This is a genomic window from Pseudomonas sp. AC242, assembly GCF_979258655.1.
On the sequence record NZ_OZ409873.1, the window covers coordinates 4,793,933 to 4,809,176 of the forward strand.

Below are 15,244 nucleotides of genomic sequence, written 5' to 3' on the forward strand. Positions count from 1 at the left end.
ACACCCCGTTGATTACCCTGAGTTCCCACCCGATGCCTTTGCTTGATACGCCCTTTGCCCAGCTCGATCTGATCCGCCAGCCTGAACAGCAGAATGAACCGCTGCAAGCCTTCGATGCCGCCGACGAATACCTGCTCAACCATCTGGCGGCGCAGCAACCGACGGCCGACACCCGCGTATTGGTGCTCAACGACAGCTTCGGTGCTTTGGCTGCCAGTCTGTCGGGCAAGGTCAAGGTCAGTAGCAGTGGTGACTCATTCCTGGGTTTTCAGGGGCTGGAGAAAAACCTGCTGCGCAATGGCCAGGCGTTTGACGCTGTTCGCGGGATACCCGCCAGCGAGCCATTGGTCGGACCGTTCGACCGGGTACTGATCCGCGTGCCGAAAACCCTCGCGCTGCTGGAAGAACAACTGATCCGCTTACAAGGGCAACTCGCACCCGGCGCCGAAGTGATTGCAGCGGCCATGGTCAAACACCTGCCACGCGCTGCCGGTGATCTGCTTGAACGCTACATCGGTCCGGTACAAGCCTCGCTAGCGGTAAAAAAGGCACGGCTGTTGATCGCCACGCCAGAAGCCAAAGCCCCCGCCGTGTCGCCCTACCCTTCGCGATATCGCCTCGACGAGCCGTCGATCGAATTGCTCAACCACGCCAACGTGTTTTGCCGCGAAGGTCTGGACATCGGCACACGTGCCTTCCTCCCGCACCTGCCGAAAAACCTTGGCAGTGCCCGAGTCGCCGATCTGGGCTGTGGTAATGGTGTTCTGGCCATCGCGAGTGCACTACAAAACCCCGATGCGCATTACACACTGGTCGACGAATCGTTCATGGCCGTGCAATCGGCTGCCGAGAACTGGCAGGCAGCGCTGGGCGATCGCGAGGTCATCGTGCGTGCCGGCGATGGCTTGGCCGGCCAGGACCCGCAATCACTGGACGTGGTGCTGTGCAATCCGCCATTCCATCAGCAGCAGGTAGTGGGCGATTTCCTCGCCTGGCGCATGTTCCAGCAGGCGCGCGAAGCGCTGGTGGTGGGTGGCGCGCTGTACATCGTCGGCAACCGCCATCTGGGTTACCACAGCAAACTGGCGCGGCTGTTCCGCGGCGTCGAGCAAGTGGCTGCCACGCCGAAATTCGTGATCCTCAAGGCCCGCAAGTAACCTTCAGACAAAAAAAACCCTCCGTGAGGAGGGTTGCAAAGCCGTACCCGAAGGCGCCGGGACGGGGATGATTCAGTGCGTGGTCAAGCCTGCTGCGTTCATGAACATGCGCATCAGGCTGGCGGCGATAAACAGCACGCCGACGCTACCGACCCAGATCAGGGCCAACCAGCCGAGCCGCTGCCACAGCGGTTTTTTTTCGGCTTCTTCAATGTCGTGCAGGGAATGTTTGCCGGGCATTGTTTCGATCCTCAGTCAGATCGATGGCGCCGCTGCCGACGCCATCGCGAGCGAGCACGCTCCCACAGGTTTAGTGATAACCGTCTTCATGGGTAACCTTGCCGCGGAACACGTAGTAGCTCCAGAAGGTGTAACCGAGGATGAACGGGATGATGAACAGCGTGCCCACCAGCATGAAGCCCTGGCTTTGCGGCGGTGCGGCGGCGTCCCAGATCGAGATCGACGGCGGCACGATGTTCGGCCACAGGCTGATGCCCAAACCGCTGTAGCCGAGGAAGATCAGCACCAGCGTCAGCAGGAACGGCATGTAGTTGGCGTTGCGTGCCACGGCGCGGATCAGACCGTACATCGTCACCAGCACCAGAATCGGCACCGGCATGAACCAGAACAGGTTCGGCATGCTGAACCAGCGGGTGGCAATATCCGGATGAGCCAGCGGCGTCCAGATACTGACAATACCGATCACGGCCAGCAGTACGAAAGCCAATGGCCTTGCCAGGTCATGCATCTGTTCCTGGAGCTTGCCTTCGGTTTTCATGATCAGCCAGGTGCAGCCAAGCAAGGCATAGGCCACCACCAGCGCGGCGCCGCAGAACATTGTGAACGGCGTCAGCCAGTCGAGTGAGCCGCCGGCGAACTGCCGGTTGACCACCGGCAAGCCGTCGATGAACGCGCCCAGCGCCACACCCTGGAAGAAAGTCGCCGCCACCGAGCCGCCGATGAATGCCTTGTCCCACAGGTGACGCTTGTCATCCTTGGCCTTGAAGCGGAATTCGAACGCTACACCGCGGAAGATCAGACCAATCAGCATGAAAATCAGCGGCAGGTACAGCGCCGACAACACCACCGAATAGGCCAGCGGGAACGCGCCGAACAACGCCGCGCCGCCCAATACCAGCCAGGTTTCGTTGCCGTCCCAGACCGGTGCGACCGTATTCATCATCACGTCACGGTCGACTTTGCCGGGGATGAACGGGAAGAGAATCCCGATCCCCAGGTCGAAGCCGTCCATGACCACGTACATCATGATGCCGAAGATGATGATCACGGCCCAGATCAGCGGAAGATCAATACCCATGATTCAAATCTCCTTGGTCACGCGAATGTCGTCGTCGCCGTGATCGGCATCGGCCGAGTCGTCGGCAGCGGACAACGGACGGGCCGGTGTGCGTTTCTTGCCTGGACCACCGTCGGGCGTTTCCGTGCCCTCGCTGATCTTCGGCCCTTTGCGCACCAGACGCATCATGTAGCCCAGACCTGCGCCGAACAGGGCGAAGTACACCACCACAAACATGATCAGGGTGATGCTCATCTGCATGAAGCTATGGTTGGAGGACGCGTCCGCCGTGCGCATCAGCCCGTAGACCACCCACGGCTGACGACCGATTTCGGTGGTGAACCAGCCAGCGAGAATCGCAATCAGACCGGACGGCCCCATCCACAACGCCAGATACAGGAACGGACGTGAGGTGTAGAGCGTGTCGCGTTTACGCAGCCACAAACTCCACAGACCGGTGAAGATCATCAGGAAACCGAGGCCGACCATGATCCGGAACGACCAGAACACGATGGTCGAATTCGGCCGGTCTTCCGGCGGGAATTCCTTGAGCGCTGGCACCTGTTTGTCCAGCGAGTGGGTGAGGATCAAGCTGCCGAGGTACGGAATCTCCACGGCGTATTTGGTCTTCTCTTCTTTCATGTCCGGCCAGCCGAACAGGATCAGCGGCGTTGCCTCGTCACCGTGGTTTTCCCAGTGACCTTCGATCGCAGCGATTTTTGCCGGTTGGTGCTTGAGCGTATTCAAACCATGAAAGTCGCCGATGACGGCCTGGATCGGCGCGACGATCAGCGCCATCCACATTGCCATCGACAGCATGGTGCGGATCGCCGGGTTGTCCTTGCCGCGCAGCAAGTGCCAGGCCGCCGAGGAGCCGACAAAGAATGCCGTCGCGACGAACGCCGCCGTCGCCATGTGCATCAGGCGATACGGGAACGAAGGGTTGAAAATGATCGCCAGCCAATCGGTGGGAATGACTTGCCCGTTAACAATTTCGAAGCCCTGCGGGGTCTGCATCCAGCTGTTGGAAGCGAGAATCCAGAACGTCGAAATCAGCGTACCGATCGCCACCATGACGGTGGAAAAGAAGTGCAGCCCGCGCCCGACCTTGTTCCAGCCAAACAGCATCACCCCGAGGAAACCGGCCTCAAGGAAGAATGCCGTGAGTACTTCATAAGTCAGCAACGGCCCGGTGACGGCGCCGGCGAAGTCCGAGAAACGGCTCCAGTTGGTGCCGAACTGGTAGGCCATGACCAACCCCGAGACCACGCCCATGCCGAAGTTGACGGCAAAAATCTTCGACCAGAAATGGTAGAGGTCACGGTAGGTGTCGTTGCGGGTTTTCAGCCACAGGCCTTCGAGTACCGCGAGGTAACTCGCCAGGCCGATGGTGATGGCCGGGAACAGGATGTGGAACGAAATGGTGAACGCGAACTGAATTCGGGCGAGATCTAGTGCCTCTAAACCGAACATATGGCTTCCTCTGTCAGGTAATACCGGCTGCGGACCCGGAGGCCTGCACCCACTGCCCCCACGGATATGGAGTGCGGCGAATTCTGATTCGTTCTTTTTAAACAACCATCGCAACGCAGGGAGTCTGGCCAACTGGCCACCGGATCAATTCCTTCTAGGTCTTGATCTGGATCAAGCAACGTTAAAAGAGTAGTCCCATTTTTGCCGATGAACTGCGTGGTCGTTTGCCGCGTGACAAGTTGCCTCATCGGCGTGGCAATGCTCTGCAATGGATTTCTTGCGGCGAGCTTGTGGAAATCGATGTCTGGCTAACTAAATTTTTTGTCATAGCAACTTCCTGTTACAGACTGGTGATAACCTCGCGGTTCCCCTCGAGCCAGACCTGCCTTCAGATGCCCAGTCAAGAGCCCCTGCTGTTACGTCACCATCGTCCGTTTCTCGCTTTCTGGTTCGCGCGGATTTTTACCGCCAGCGGTTTCCAGATGCTCACCGTGGCGATTGGCTGGAACCTCTACCAATTGACCGGTAACGTCCTCGATCTGGGTCTGGTCGGGCTGGTTGAATTCGCCCCGCGCGTGCTGTTCATGCTGCACACCGGGCATGTCGCCGACCGCTACGACCGGCGCAAAGTCGCGGCGATCTGTCAGTGTTTGCAGGCGTTGATCGCCCTGGCGCTGGCCATCGGCAGCGCCACCGATCACGTCACCCGCGAGATGATCTTCATCCTCGCCTTCCTGCTCGGCGCGGCGCGTTCGTTCGAGATGCCGACCACGCAGGCACTGCTGCCGAGCATCGTGCCCAGCGCGCTGTTTCCTCGGGCAGTGGCGGCGGCGCAGTCAGCGCAGCAGTCGGCAACGATCGTCGCCCCGGCGCTGGGCGGTTTGCTCTATGCATTCGGCAGTGTCTGGGTTTATGGCCCGACAGTGCTGCTCTATGTGATCGCTTGCACGCTGATGCTCAACCTGCCCGCGCGGCAAACGCCGCTGAATAAAGGCAAAGCCACACTGGATTCGTTGCTCGCGGGGATTCGTTTCATTCGCAGCCGCCCGGACATTCTCGGGGCGATTTCGCTGGATCTGTTTGCGGTGTTGCTCGGCGGCGCCACGGCGCTGCTGCCGGTATTTGCCAAAGACATTCTGCTGACCGGGCCGTGGGGCCTCGGGTTGCTGCGTTCGGCACCGGCGGTCGGCGCATTGGGCATGTCGCTGTTCCTCGCGCGATTTGCCGTGGAACGCAATGTTGGCCGGGTGATGTTCACCGCGGTTGGGGTGTTTGGCGTCGCGACCATTGCCTTCGGCCTGTCGACCTCGTTCTGGTTTTCGCTGGCGGTGCTGGTGGTGCTCGGCGCGGCGGACATGATCAGCATGGTCATCCGCGCGTCTTTCGTGCAGCTGGAAACCCCGGACGAAATGCGTGGCCGGGTCAGCGCGGTGAACGGGCTGTTCATCGGCGCCTCGAACCAGTTGGGCGAATTCGAATCCGGCGTCACCGCCCACTGGTTCGGCACGGTGCCGGCGGTGGTGATGGGCGGGATCGGCACGCTGGTGGTGACGGGGACGTGGATCAAGTTGTTTCCGACACTGGCTAACCGCGATCGGATGCATGTGCCGGTGGAAGAGGTGAAGGTCTGAAGCGATCCAGACCTACAACTCCCCCGCCACTTTCCCCCGCAAGGCCTTGCCGCCCAGTTGCTCGACCAGCGTCAAGGCAAATTCCAGCGCAGCGCTGGAGCCTTGTGCGGTGATGCAGTTGCCGTCGACCACCACCGGTTGATCAACAAACGTACAGCCCGAGAGTTGATGGCTGGCGCTGGGCAGGCAGGTCATGCGCCGCTGGCGCAGCACGCCGAAGGTTTGCAGGGCGACGGCCGGGGATTCGGCGATGGCGGCGAACAGGCGTCCGGCGCTGGCCTGATCCTTGAGCAACTGTTGCAGAGGTTGGTGCGCGGCCAGGTGTTGTGAACCGACAACACCGCCGGGCAGGACGATCAGGTCAAAGGTTTGCGCCAGCACATCGACCAGCATGCCGTCGGCGGTCAGGCGTGTGCCACGCGCGCAGGTCAGCATGCGTCGTCCTTCAATACTGGCGGCCACCACTTCGATACCGGCGCGGCGCAGCACGTCGATCAGGGTCACGCTTTGCAGATCATCGATGCCCTCGGCGAGGGTAATCAGGGCTCTAAAGGTCATGGGCGTTATCCGCTGGGTGATGCTTGAAGCGTAGTCAGCTTCAACCGGATCGCGCTGCAGCAGCCGTTACTTGATGTAAAGCTGAGTCGACATCGTGTTGCGCGGCGCATTGATCGAGGTGTTGCTGAAGGTGAAGGTGCCTTCCTGCTTGCCCGCCAGATCGAAGGTATAAAGAGAACCGACGGTTTTATTTCCGGGGGTGCATTCGGTCAGGTTGCCGTTATCAAAGGCACACACCGGGGCACGGGTGCCGTTCACTTCAAAGCCGTCCAGTGCGACCTGAGGCTGACTCTTGCCGTAGCCGACTTCGAGCACGTAGACCTTGATATTCGGTCCGCTGTGAATGCACTGGGTCTGCGCCTGGCCATCGGCGATGTCTTCAAGACCACAGGCTGGCGATTGCACCTTGATCACTTTCACTTGCGTCAACGGTGGCGCCGATGCCGCCCAGGCTGTCGACATCTCGGCCATCAGTACGGCAATCAAACCCAAAACCTTCATCCAGCACTTGCTCATGCGCTTCCCGCCCCGAAAAAATCAGCGCGCAGTATGGCGCAGTTGGCGTCAACGCAAAACTTCGCCGACGATCGACACCAACAACCGCCATATTCCTCACGCTGCTGGTATGATGCGCGGCTTTTTCCGGCCCACCACAATTTTCCAGGCGCTTGCGACGGTCTGTGCTTTGCTGTTGAGGTCGATACATTCACGGCGCCACGCGCGCCACGGGGAGCAGACATGCTGGAAAGGCTGTTTCAACTCAAGGCACACAACACCAACGTGCGCACCGAGATTCTCGCGGGCATCACGACTTTCTTGGCCATGGCCTACATTCTGTTCGTCAACCCGAGCATTCTCGGCGAGACCGGCATGGACAAAGGTGCGGTGTTTGTCGCCACCTGCCTGGCCGCCGCGATCGGCTCGACGATCATGGGCCTGATCGCCAACTACCCGATTGCCCTCGCTCCGGGCATGGGCCTGAACGCCTTCTTCACCTACACCGTGGTCTTGCACATGGGTCACACCTGGCAAGTGGCGCTGGGCGCGGTATTCATCTCGGCGGTGTGCTTTTTCCTGCTGTCGATCTTCCGCATCCGTGAATGGATCATCAACAGCATTCCGCTGCCGCTGCGCTCGGCGATTGCCGCCGGTATCGGCCTGTTCCTGGCGTTGATCGCCCTGCACAACGCTGGCATCGTGGTCAGCAACCCGGCGACCATGGTCGGCCTCGGTGACTTGAAAGCCCCGGCCCCAATCCTCGCCACCCTCGGCTTCGCTCTGATCGTCGCGCTCGAAGCGCTGAAAGTGCGCGGTGCGGTACTGATCGGCATTCTGGCAGTGACCATCATTTCCATCGCGATGGGCTTCACCCCGTTCAACGGCGTGACTTCGATGCCACCTTCGCTGGCGCCGACCTTCATGCAACTGGACATCAAAGGCGCACTGGACATCGGTCTGGTCAGCGTGATCTTCGCCTTCCTGTTCGTCGACCTGTTCGACAACTCCGGCACCCTGATCGGCGTCGCCAAACGCGCCGGCCTGATGGGCAAGGACGGCCACATGCCGAAAATGGGCCGCGCCCTGATCGCTGACAGCACTGCGGCCATGGCCGGTTCGTTGCTGGGTACGTCGACCACCACCAGTTACATCGAATCCGCTGCCGGCGTGAGTGCGGGCGGGCGTACTGGTCTGACGGCCATCGTCGTGGCGATTCTGTTCCTGCTGGCGCTGTTTTTCTCGCCACTGGCGGCCAGCGTTCCGGCCTTCGCCACCGCGCCAGCGCTGCTGTTCGTCGCCGTGTTGATGACTTCCGGTCTGGCGGAAATAGACTGGGACGACATCACCGTCGCCGCACCGGTTGTCGTGACCGCGCTGGCCATGCCGTTCACTTACTCGATCGCCAACGGCATCGCGTTTGGTTTCATCGCCTGGACCGTGATCAAGCTGCTGTCCGGCCGCGCTCGTGAGCTGAACCCGGCGCTGGTGATTCTGTCGATTCTGTTTGTGATCAAGTTGGGTTGGTTCAACGCATGACTTTCGATTCCCAGGCTTACGCCGAGCAACTAGAAGCCAAGGTCACGCGCTTGCGTGATCTGCTGGCGCCGTTCGATGCCCCCGAGCCAACGGTGTTCGATTCGCCGCTGCAGAACTTCCGTCTGCGCGCCGAATTCCGCCTGTGGCGCGAGGGTGGCGAGCGGCATTACGCGATGTTCGCTCAGGACGACAAACGCACGCCGATCCTCATTGAAGAATTCCCGATCGCCAGCCTGCGCATCAACCAGTTGATGCCGCAGCTGAAAGCGGCGTGGCAGGCCAGTTCAGCGTTGAGCCACAAGTTGTTTCAGGTCGAGTTCCTGACCACGCTGGCCGGCGATGCAATGATCACCCTGTGCTATCACCGCCCGCTGGACGCGCACTGGCATGCCGCTGCGACCCAGTTGTCGGCAGATCTGGGCGTCAGCATCATTGGTCGCTCGAAGGGCAAACGCGAAGTACTTGGCCTCGATTACGTGGTCGAGAAGCTCGACGTCGGCGGTCGCACCTTCAGCTATCGCCAGCCGGAAGGCGCGTTCACCCAGCCTAACGGCACGGTGAACCAGAAGATGCTCAACTGGGCGTACGAAGCACTGGGCGATCGTACCGATGACTTGCTGGAGTTGTACTGCGGCAACGGCAACTTCACCCTGCCACTCGCCACGCGCGTGCGCAAAGTGCTGGCCACCGAAATCAGCAAGACCTCGGTCAACGCCGCACTGAGCAACCTCAGCGAAAACGCTGTGGACAACGTCACCCTGGTGCGTTTGTCCGCCGAAGAGCTGACCGAAGCGCTCAACGACGTGCGCCCGTTCCGCCGCCTGCAGGGTATCGACCTGAAGAGCTACGAATTCGGCAGCGTCTTCGTCGACCCGCCGCGCGCTGGCATGGATCCGGACACCTGCGAGCTGACCCGGCGCTTCGACAACATCCTGTACATCTCCTGCAACCCGGAAACCCTGGCAGCGAACATTGCTCAGTTGCACGACACGCACCGCATTACCACGTGCGCGTTGTTTGACCAGTTCCCGTGGACGCATCACATGGAATCCGGTGTGTTGCTGACCCGGCGTTGATGGCGGGATAGCAGATACGAAAAGCCGTCGTGATTGACGGCTTTTTTGTGCGTGCTCATTTGTTTGTGCGATCACCGAACATAAAACACCAAGGCCATTTTTGTTCAATTGACCATGGTAACCATCTAGTACATTTTATCTCCACAGGCTGAAACCCTCGGCCAAAGCTAAAAACAATAAGTGGAGTTACCCCTCATGCCCCCTATCGTTCTGGTGCTCAACGGCCCGAACCTGAACCTGCTCGGCACCCGCGAGCCGGCGACTTATGGTCACGAAACCCTGGCGGACATCTCGGCGTTGTGCGGTCGCGCTGGCGAAGAATTCGGCCTGGCCGTGGAATTTCGCCAGACCAATCACGAAGGCGAACTGCTTGACTGGATACACGCCGCCCGTGGTCGCTGCGCCGGGATCGTGATCAATCCGGCGGCGTGGACGCACACCTCGGTAGCGATTCGCGATGCGCTGGTGGCCAGTGAGTTGCCGGTGATCGAAGTACACCTGTCCAACGTCCACGCCCGCGAACCGTTTCGTCATCACTCTTTTGTCTCGGCGATTGCCACAGCGGTAATGGCCGGTTTTGGCAGTCACGGCTATCGACTGGCACTGGAACATTTCAGCCAGCGGCTGAAGGGGTAACGCGCATGTCTCGCTCTAACGTAATACTCGCAGGACTGATCGGCGCCGGCATTCAGGCCTCGCGCACGCCGGCGCTGCATGAGCACGAAGGCGATGCCCAAGGCCTACGTTATCTGTACCGACTGATCGATCTCGATCAGTTGAAAATGGATAGCACCGCCCTGCCCGACCTGTTGCTGGCGGCCGAGCGGATGAATTACACCGGGCTGAACATCACCTTCCCGTGCAAGCAGGCAATCATCCCGCTGCTCGATGAGCTGTCGCCGGAAGCCAAGGGCATCGGCGCGGTGAACACAGTGGTGCTGAAGGACGGCAAGCGTGTTGGCCACAACACCGACTGCCTCGGTTTTGCCGAAGGTTTTCGTCGAGGTTTGAACGACGCTGCCCGTGAGCGCGTTGTGCAGATGGGCGCTGGCGGCGCTGGCGCGGCAGTGGCCCACGCGCTGTTGAGCGAAGGCGTACAGCAACTGAGCATTTTTGACGTCGACAGTGAGCGCGCCGAGAGCCTGGCGAACAATCTCAATCAGCATTTCGGTTTTGGTCGTGCGGTGGCCGGTCGGGATCTGCCGAGCACGCTGAATCTGGCCGACGGTCTGGTCAATACCACGCCCATGGGCATGGCCAAACTGCCGGGCATGCCGGTACCGGTCGAACTGCTGCGCAAGGAATTGTGGGTGGCGGAGATTGTGTATTTCCCGCTGGAAACCGAACTGCTTCGCAATGCCCGCGCGCTCGGTTGCCGGACGCTGGACGGCGGCAATATGGCGGTGTTTCAGGCGGTGAAGGCGTTTGAGTTGTTCAGTGGCATGGTGCCGGATGCGCAGCGGATGCTCGCGCATTTTCAAAGCATGAATGGCTGAACGCTTTCCCCTGTGGGAGCGAGCCTGCTCGCGAAAGCGGTGTGTCAGGCAACTAATGTGTTAGCTGACGGTACGCCATCGCGAGCAGGCTCACTCCTACAGGGGAGCTGTGTCAGGCTTGCAGGTAGCGCAACACCGACTCGCAAATCATCTCGCGATGCCGCTGCTTGATGCTTTCATCCGGTAGATCGATCTGGAAAATCTCGCCAAACGTGTGCCGGTTCGATACGCGATAGAAGCAGAACGAACTGATCAGCAAATGCACATCCAGAGCATCCAGCCCGGCACGGAACACACCCTCTTCAGCGCCCCGACGCAGAATCTCGCCGAGCGAATCGAGGATGGTGTTGTTCATCGCCTTGATCGCATCGGAACGCTTCACGTATTCAGCGTTGTGGATGTTTTCGATGCTGACGATGCGCACGAAATCGACGTTGCGATCATGGTGATCGAAGGTGAATTCGACCAGTCGGCGAATCGCGTCCACCGGCGCCAGCTCGGCCAGGTGCAGACGGCTTTCAGTGCTGCGGATATCACCGTAAAGCTTCTCCAGCACCTCAACGTACAACTGCTCCTTACTGCCGAAGTAGTAATAGATCATGCGTTTTGAGGTGTGGATGCGCTCGGCAATCGCATCAACGCGAGCGCCGGACAAACCCTGCTGGACGAACTCGACGATCGCCTCCTGCAGGATATTCTCGCGGGTCTTTTCCGGGTTGTTCTTGCGACTCTTGCGCGGCTCTACGGCGGACACTTCAGGAGCTGCGGAAAGTTCTGTATTCATCGTCATTGCGGGCTCACGGCCATCACTGCACAGGCGGCGATTATGGGCCGCGCAGCACAGTGAAGGAAGCTGCGGGACCTGTGTTTAATCCCGCGTTTACGAATTTCCTACAACTTCGCCTGGCGCACAGCGCCACTGCGTGATTTGGCCATCGCCGCCAGACGCACCGCGACGTTCGCCGCGCCATACCCGGCATAGCCGTTTTTGCGCTGGATGATCTCGAAGAAGAAGCGCCCTTCGAACGGTTCGGTGTAGACGTGGAACAGCTCACCGCCCTGCGCATCACGGTCGTACAAGACGTTGTAATAGGCCAGTTCGCTGAGAAATTCGTCGTCGAAATCGAAGCGCGCAGCAAGGTCGTCGTAATAGTTGAGCGGGATATCCAGCAACGGTACGCCAGCCTCTTTGGCGCGACTCACTTCGGCGAAGATGTCGTCACAATCGAAGGCGATGTGGTGCACACCGGAGCCGCGATAACTCGACAGCGCATGGGAAATGGCGGTGTTGCGGTTCTCGGAAATGTTCAGCGGCAAGCGGATCGAACTGTCGCGACTGCGCAGTGCACGGCTTTTCACCAGACCGTACGGGTCGGGCAGTACCACTTCATCGTCCGCCTCGAAATCCAGCAGGCTCTTGTAGAACAGCACCCAACTGTCGAGGCTGTCGGCCGGCAGCGCCATGGCCATGTGGTCGATACGTTTAAGGCCGCCACGGGCCGGCGCATCTGCCAGCAGATTGAAATCGGTGCCGTAGACGTCGGCCTGTTCATCCACCAGATAAATCAGGCTGCCGTCCGGCGCGCGCACCGCTGCCAGCTCCAGTTCATTGGGGCCGACCAGTCCGCGATAAGGCTGACCTTTGTAGGCGACAGCGCGGGCCAGCGCACTGGCGCTGTCCTTGACCCGCACGGCGGTGGCGCACAGCGACGGGCCGTGAGCCTCGAAAAAGCTGTGAGCAAACGAATACGGTTCGGAGTTGAGGATCAGGTTGATGTCGCCCTGACGCAGCAGGCTCACACTCTTGGAACGATGCTGCCCGGCCTTGACGAACCCGAGGCGCTCCAGCCAGTTCGACAGTTTGGCGCCGAGGCTTTCGTCTACGGCAAACTCAAGAAACTCGATGCCGTTGTACTCGCTGGCCTTCGGTGTTTCGAAAAGGATTTCACGGTTGGCCACAGGTTGGGCTGCCTGCTCCAGACGCTGGCGGGTCTTCTCTTCCAGATACAGCAGCGAACGCAAACCGTCAGCAGCATTGGCCCGTGGCGGCGCGGCGCGGAAGCCGTCGTTGAAGATTTCCAGCGACAGCGGCCCGGTGTAACCGCTCTGGATGATCGGCGCGAGGAAGCCCGGCAGATCGAATTCGCCCTGTCCCGGGAAGCAGCGGAAATGCCGGCTCCACTCCAGCACGTCCATGGCCAGAATCGGCGCGTCTGCCATCTGTACGAAGAAGATCTTGTCACCGGGAATGTCGGCGATGGCGCGGGGATCGCCCTTCAGCGACAACGTATGAAAGCTGTCGAGCAACACGCCCAGGCTCGGGTGATCGGCTTGGCGCACGATGTCCCAGACCTGTTGATAAGTGTTGACGTGACGGCCCCAGGCCAGTGCTTCGTAACCGATGCGCAAGCCACGCGCACCGGCGTGTTCAGCCAGCAGCCGCAGGTCATCGACTAGAATTTGTTGATCGCCGACGCTGTCGGCCGAGGCGTTACTGCAGACCAGCACCAGATCGGTGCCCAGTTCCTGCATCAGGTCGAACTTGCGCTCGGCCCGCTCGAGATTGCGCGCGAGGCGATCACGACGGCAGCCTTCGAAATCGCGGAACGGCTGAAACAGAGTGATGGCGATGCCGAGGTCGGCGCACATCTGTTTAATTTCCCGTGGACTGCCGTCGTAGTACAGGAGGTCGTTTTCGAAAATCTCCACCCCGTCGAACCCGGCGGCGGCAATGGCTTCGAGTTTTTCCGGCAGGGTGCCGCTCAAGGAAACGGTGGCAATGGAACGCTGCATGTTTCAACTCCCGGACTGCGCCGCTTTATCTTTACTGTAGGAGCTGCCGCAGGCTGCGATCGTTTGATCTTTATTCGTGAAAACAGAATCAACAGATCGCAGCCTTCGGCAGCTCCTACATGGGATGGTTTTTATAGTAGGGAAATTATTGGCTGCATCGATCGCGGCAGCAATTTAAAGTGTACTACCCGGTTAGTTTTGCGTGCGATTATCGAACACAATGGCGGTTTGGCGAATTGACGATTTTTCGTCCACTGCCCAACATCGACCGCACATTGAGTCCGGATCTGAACCACCGGTCGCAGCGTGCAAGTAACAAGCACACCAAATAACAAATCCAAAAACGGGTGGAACACATGATTCCTTCACAGACTTCCCGCATGGCTCCGGCCATGAGCACTGCCACGGGTGGCATCGGCGACAAGATCCGCGGCGCCATGGCTGTCGGCAAAACCCGTTGGGGCATGCTGGCGCTGGTGTTTTTCGCCACTACCCTGAACTACATCGACCGCGCCGCCCTCGGCGTCATGCAACCCATCCTCGCCAAGGAAATGAGCTGGACGGCGATGGATTACGCCAACATCAACTTCTGGTTTCAGGTCGGCTACGCGATCGGTTTCGTTCTGCAAGGTCGCTTGATCGACCGGGTCGGCGTCAAACGCGTGTTCTTCTGCGCCGTGCTGCTGTGGAGCCTGGCCACCGGTGCTCACGGCCTGGCGACATCGGCGGTCGGCTTTATGGTCTGCCGATTTATTCTCGGTCTGACTGAAGCAGCGAACTACCCGGCCTGCGTGAAAACCACACGCCTGTGGTTCCCGGCCGGCGAACGTGCGGTCGCCACCGGCATTTTCAACGCCGGCACCAACGTCGGCGCGATGTTCACACCGATGCTGCTGCCACTGGTTCTGCACGTCTGGGGCTGGCAAGCGGCGTTCCTGTGCATGGCGGCACTGGGCGGCATCTGGTTGCTGTTCTGGGGTTTGAAGTACTTCAACCCGGAAGATCACCCGAGCGTTAAACAGTCCGAACTGGACTACATCCAGCAGGAAGTTGAACCGGAACAGGCTCGCGTGCCGTTCTCGAGAATCCTGCGGATGCGCGGCACTTGGGCCTTCGCCATCGCTTATGCGCTGACCGCGCCGGTGTTCTGGTTCTACCTGTACTGGCTGCCACCGTTTCTCAATCAGCAATACAGCCTGGGCATCAACGTCACCCAGATGGGTATTCCGCTGATCATCATCTACGTCACGGCTGACTTCGGCAGCGTCGGCGGCGGCATTCTGTCTTCGTTCCTGATCGGTCGCGGCATGAACTCGATCAAGGCGCGGCTGCTGTCGATGTTGCTGTTCGCCTGCTGCATCATCGGCGTGGTCATGGCGGCCGGTTCAGCCAATCTGTGGGTTGCAGTCGCTGCGATCTCTCTGGCCATCGGTGCGCACCAGGCGTGGACGGCGAACATCTGGAGCCTGGTGATGGACTACACGCCCAAGCACATGATGAGCACGGTGTTCGGTTTCGGCGGCATGTGCGCAGCGATTGGCGGGATGTTCATGACCCAGATCGTCGGCCACATCCTGACCGTGACCAACAACAACTACACCGTGTTGTTCACCCTGATTCCGGCGATGTATTTCCTTGCGCTGACGTGGATGTACTTCATGGCCCCGCGCAAGATCCCGACCGTCACCGAATAACCTGCCTACACCCGGCTCCCTTGTAGGAGCTGCGG

At 60.0% G+C, this 15,244-nt stretch carries 14 protein-coding genes; 7 read left to right on the forward strand and 7 right to left on the reverse strand.

All coding sequences use genetic code 11. The features are described 5' to 3' along the window. Positions 1-32: 32 nt before the first annotated feature. Positions 33-1,157, forward strand: a complete 1,125-nt coding sequence (locus tag ACZZ0A_RS21470) for a methyltransferase (protein WP_447787204.1) — start codon at positions 33-35, stop codon at positions 1,155-1,157. 72 nt (positions 1,158-1,229) lie between these two features. On the opposite strand, the gene ACZZ0A_RS21475 is transcribed toward ACZZ0A_RS21470, so the two are convergent. From ACZZ0A_RS21475 to ACZZ0A_RS21485, 3 genes are all read right to left on the reverse strand, one after another. Then, positions 1,230-1,397 (reverse strand): DUF2474 domain-containing protein, encoded by a 168-nt coding sequence (locus ACZZ0A_RS21475; protein ID WP_007909751.1) that lies wholly within the window; start codon positions 1,395-1,397, stop codon positions 1,230-1,232. A 70-nt stretch (positions 1,398-1,467) separates the two neighbouring features. Then, the gene (gene cydB, locus ACZZ0A_RS21480; protein ID WP_007909749.1) at positions 1,468-2,475 is read right to left on the reverse strand and encodes a cytochrome d ubiquinol oxidase subunit II; all 1,008 of its coding nucleotides are present in this window, start codon (positions 2,473-2,475) and stop codon (positions 1,468-1,470) included. 3 nt (positions 2,476-2,478) lie between these two features. Beyond that, a complete protein-coding gene (locus ACZZ0A_RS21485) occupies positions 2,479-3,927 on the reverse strand; it encodes a cytochrome ubiquinol oxidase subunit I (RefSeq protein ID WP_007909747.1) in 1,449 nt (482 codons plus the stop codon). Positions 3,928-4,319: 392 nt separating this feature from the next. On the opposite strand from ACZZ0A_RS21485, the gene ACZZ0A_RS21490 reads away from it, so the two are divergent. Then, positions 4,320-5,558: an MFS transporter gene (locus ACZZ0A_RS21490; protein ID WP_463543703.1), complete on the forward strand. Its 1,239-nt coding sequence runs from the start codon at positions 4,320-4,322 to the stop codon at positions 5,556-5,558. 12 nt (positions 5,559-5,570) lie between these two features. Here the strand turns inward: ACZZ0A_RS21490 and ACZZ0A_RS21495 are convergent, their stop codons facing one another. Continuing rightward, the gene (locus tag ACZZ0A_RS21495) at positions 5,571-6,116 is read right to left on the reverse strand and encodes a DJ-1 family glyoxalase III (protein ID WP_447787208.1); all 546 of its coding nucleotides are present in this window, start codon (positions 6,114-6,116) and stop codon (positions 5,571-5,573) included. Positions 6,117-6,182: 66 nt separating this feature from the next. Then, positions 6,183-6,632: a DUF4879 domain-containing protein gene (locus ACZZ0A_RS21500; protein WP_463543704.1), complete on the reverse strand. Its 450-nt coding sequence runs from the start codon at positions 6,630-6,632 to the stop codon at positions 6,183-6,185. Between the two features lie 222 nt (positions 6,633-6,854). On the opposite strand from ACZZ0A_RS21500, the gene ACZZ0A_RS21505 reads away from it, so the two are divergent. The 4 genes from ACZZ0A_RS21505 to ACZZ0A_RS21520 all read left to right on the forward strand — a co-directional run bounded on the left by ACZZ0A_RS21505 (position 6,855) and on the right by ACZZ0A_RS21520 (position 10,722). After that, positions 6,855-8,150, forward strand: coding sequence for an NCS2 family permease (locus tag ACZZ0A_RS21505; RefSeq protein WP_007909733.1), 1,296 nt, complete (start codon positions 6,855-6,857; stop codon positions 8,148-8,150). Continuing rightward, a complete protein-coding gene (gene trmA, locus ACZZ0A_RS21510) occupies positions 8,147-9,226 on the forward strand; it encodes a tRNA (uridine(54)-C5)-methyltransferase TrmA (protein ID WP_007909731.1) in 1,080 nt (359 codons plus the stop codon). The genes ACZZ0A_RS21505 and trmA overlap by 4 nt, the downstream gene beginning before the upstream one ends. A gap of 195 nt (positions 9,227-9,421) precedes the next feature. Continuing rightward, positions 9,422-9,862 carry a type II 3-dehydroquinate dehydratase gene (aroQ, locus tag ACZZ0A_RS21515; protein WP_007909727.1) on the forward strand — a complete coding sequence of 147 codons (441 nt, stop codon included), beginning with the start codon at positions 9,422-9,424 and terminating at the stop codon, positions 9,860-9,862. A 5-nt stretch (positions 9,863-9,867) separates the two neighbouring features. Beyond that, positions 9,868-10,722 carry a shikimate dehydrogenase gene (locus tag ACZZ0A_RS21520; RefSeq protein ID WP_463543705.1) on the forward strand — a complete coding sequence of 285 codons (855 nt, stop codon included), beginning with the start codon at positions 9,868-9,870 and terminating at the stop codon, positions 10,720-10,722. 112 nt (positions 10,723-10,834) lie between these two features. On the opposite strand, the gene ACZZ0A_RS21525 is transcribed toward ACZZ0A_RS21520, so the two are convergent. After that, positions 10,835-11,512 carry a TetR/AcrR family transcriptional regulator gene (locus tag ACZZ0A_RS21525; protein WP_007909725.1) on the reverse strand — a complete coding sequence of 226 codons (678 nt, stop codon included), beginning with the start codon at positions 11,510-11,512 and terminating at the stop codon, positions 10,835-10,837. Positions 11,513-11,613: 101 nt separating this feature from the next. Next, positions 11,614-13,515: a 3-dehydroshikimate dehydratase QuiC gene (quiC, locus tag ACZZ0A_RS21530; RefSeq protein WP_007909724.1), complete on the reverse strand. Its 1,902-nt coding sequence runs from the start codon at positions 13,513-13,515 to the stop codon at positions 11,614-11,616. A gap of 356 nt (positions 13,516-13,871) precedes the next feature. Here quiC and ACZZ0A_RS21535 point away from each other — a divergent pair, with 356 nt between their 5' ends. Further along, positions 13,872-15,209: an MFS transporter gene (locus ACZZ0A_RS21535; protein ID WP_463543706.1), complete on the forward strand. Its 1,338-nt coding sequence runs from the start codon at positions 13,872-13,874 to the stop codon at positions 15,207-15,209. Positions 15,210-15,244: the final 35 nt, after the last annotated feature.

Bases quoted from the DNA above. Each gene is read 5' to 3' on its own strand.
- ACZZ0A_RS21470 (WP_447787204.1), top strand. From the start codon at position 33: ATGCCTTTGCTTGATACGCCCTTTGCCCAGCTCGATCTGATCCGCCAG.
- ACZZ0A_RS21475 (WP_007909751.1), bottom strand. From the start codon at position 1,397: ATGCCCGGCAAACATTCCCTGCACGACATTGAAGAAGCCGAAAAAAAA.
- cydB (WP_007909749.1), bottom strand. From the start codon at position 2,475: ATGGGTATTGATCTTCCGCTGATCTGGGCCGTGATCATCATCTTCGGC.
- ACZZ0A_RS21485 (WP_007909747.1), bottom strand. From the start codon at position 3,927: ATGTTCGGTTTAGAGGCACTAGATCTCGCCCGAATTCAGTTCGCGTTC.
- ACZZ0A_RS21490 (WP_463543703.1), top strand. From the start codon at position 4,320: ATGCCCAGTCAAGAGCCCCTGCTGTTACGTCACCATCGTCCGTTTCTC.
- ACZZ0A_RS21495 (WP_447787208.1), bottom strand. From the start codon at position 6,116: ATGACCTTTAGAGCCCTGATTACCCTCGCCGAGGGCATCGATGATCTG.
- ACZZ0A_RS21500 (WP_463543704.1), bottom strand. From the start codon at position 6,632: ATGAGCAAGTGCTGGATGAAGGTTTTGGGTTTGATTGCCGTACTGATG.
- ACZZ0A_RS21505 (WP_007909733.1), top strand. From the start codon at position 6,855: ATGCTGGAAAGGCTGTTTCAACTCAAGGCACACAACACCAACGTGCGC.
- trmA (WP_007909731.1), top strand. From the start codon at position 8,147: ATGACTTTCGATTCCCAGGCTTACGCCGAGCAACTAGAAGCCAAGGTC.
- aroQ (WP_007909727.1), top strand. From the start codon at position 9,422: ATGCCCCCTATCGTTCTGGTGCTCAACGGCCCGAACCTGAACCTGCTC.
- ACZZ0A_RS21520 (WP_463543705.1), top strand. From the start codon at position 9,868: ATGTCTCGCTCTAACGTAATACTCGCAGGACTGATCGGCGCCGGCATT.
- ACZZ0A_RS21525 (WP_007909725.1), bottom strand. From the start codon at position 11,512: ATGACGATGAATACAGAACTTTCCGCAGCTCCTGAAGTGTCCGCCGTA.
- quiC (WP_007909724.1), bottom strand. From the start codon at position 13,515: ATGCAGCGTTCCATTGCCACCGTTTCCTTGAGCGGCACCCTGCCGGAA.
- ACZZ0A_RS21535 (WP_463543706.1), top strand. From the start codon at position 13,872: ATGATTCCTTCACAGACTTCCCGCATGGCTCCGGCCATGAGCACTGCC.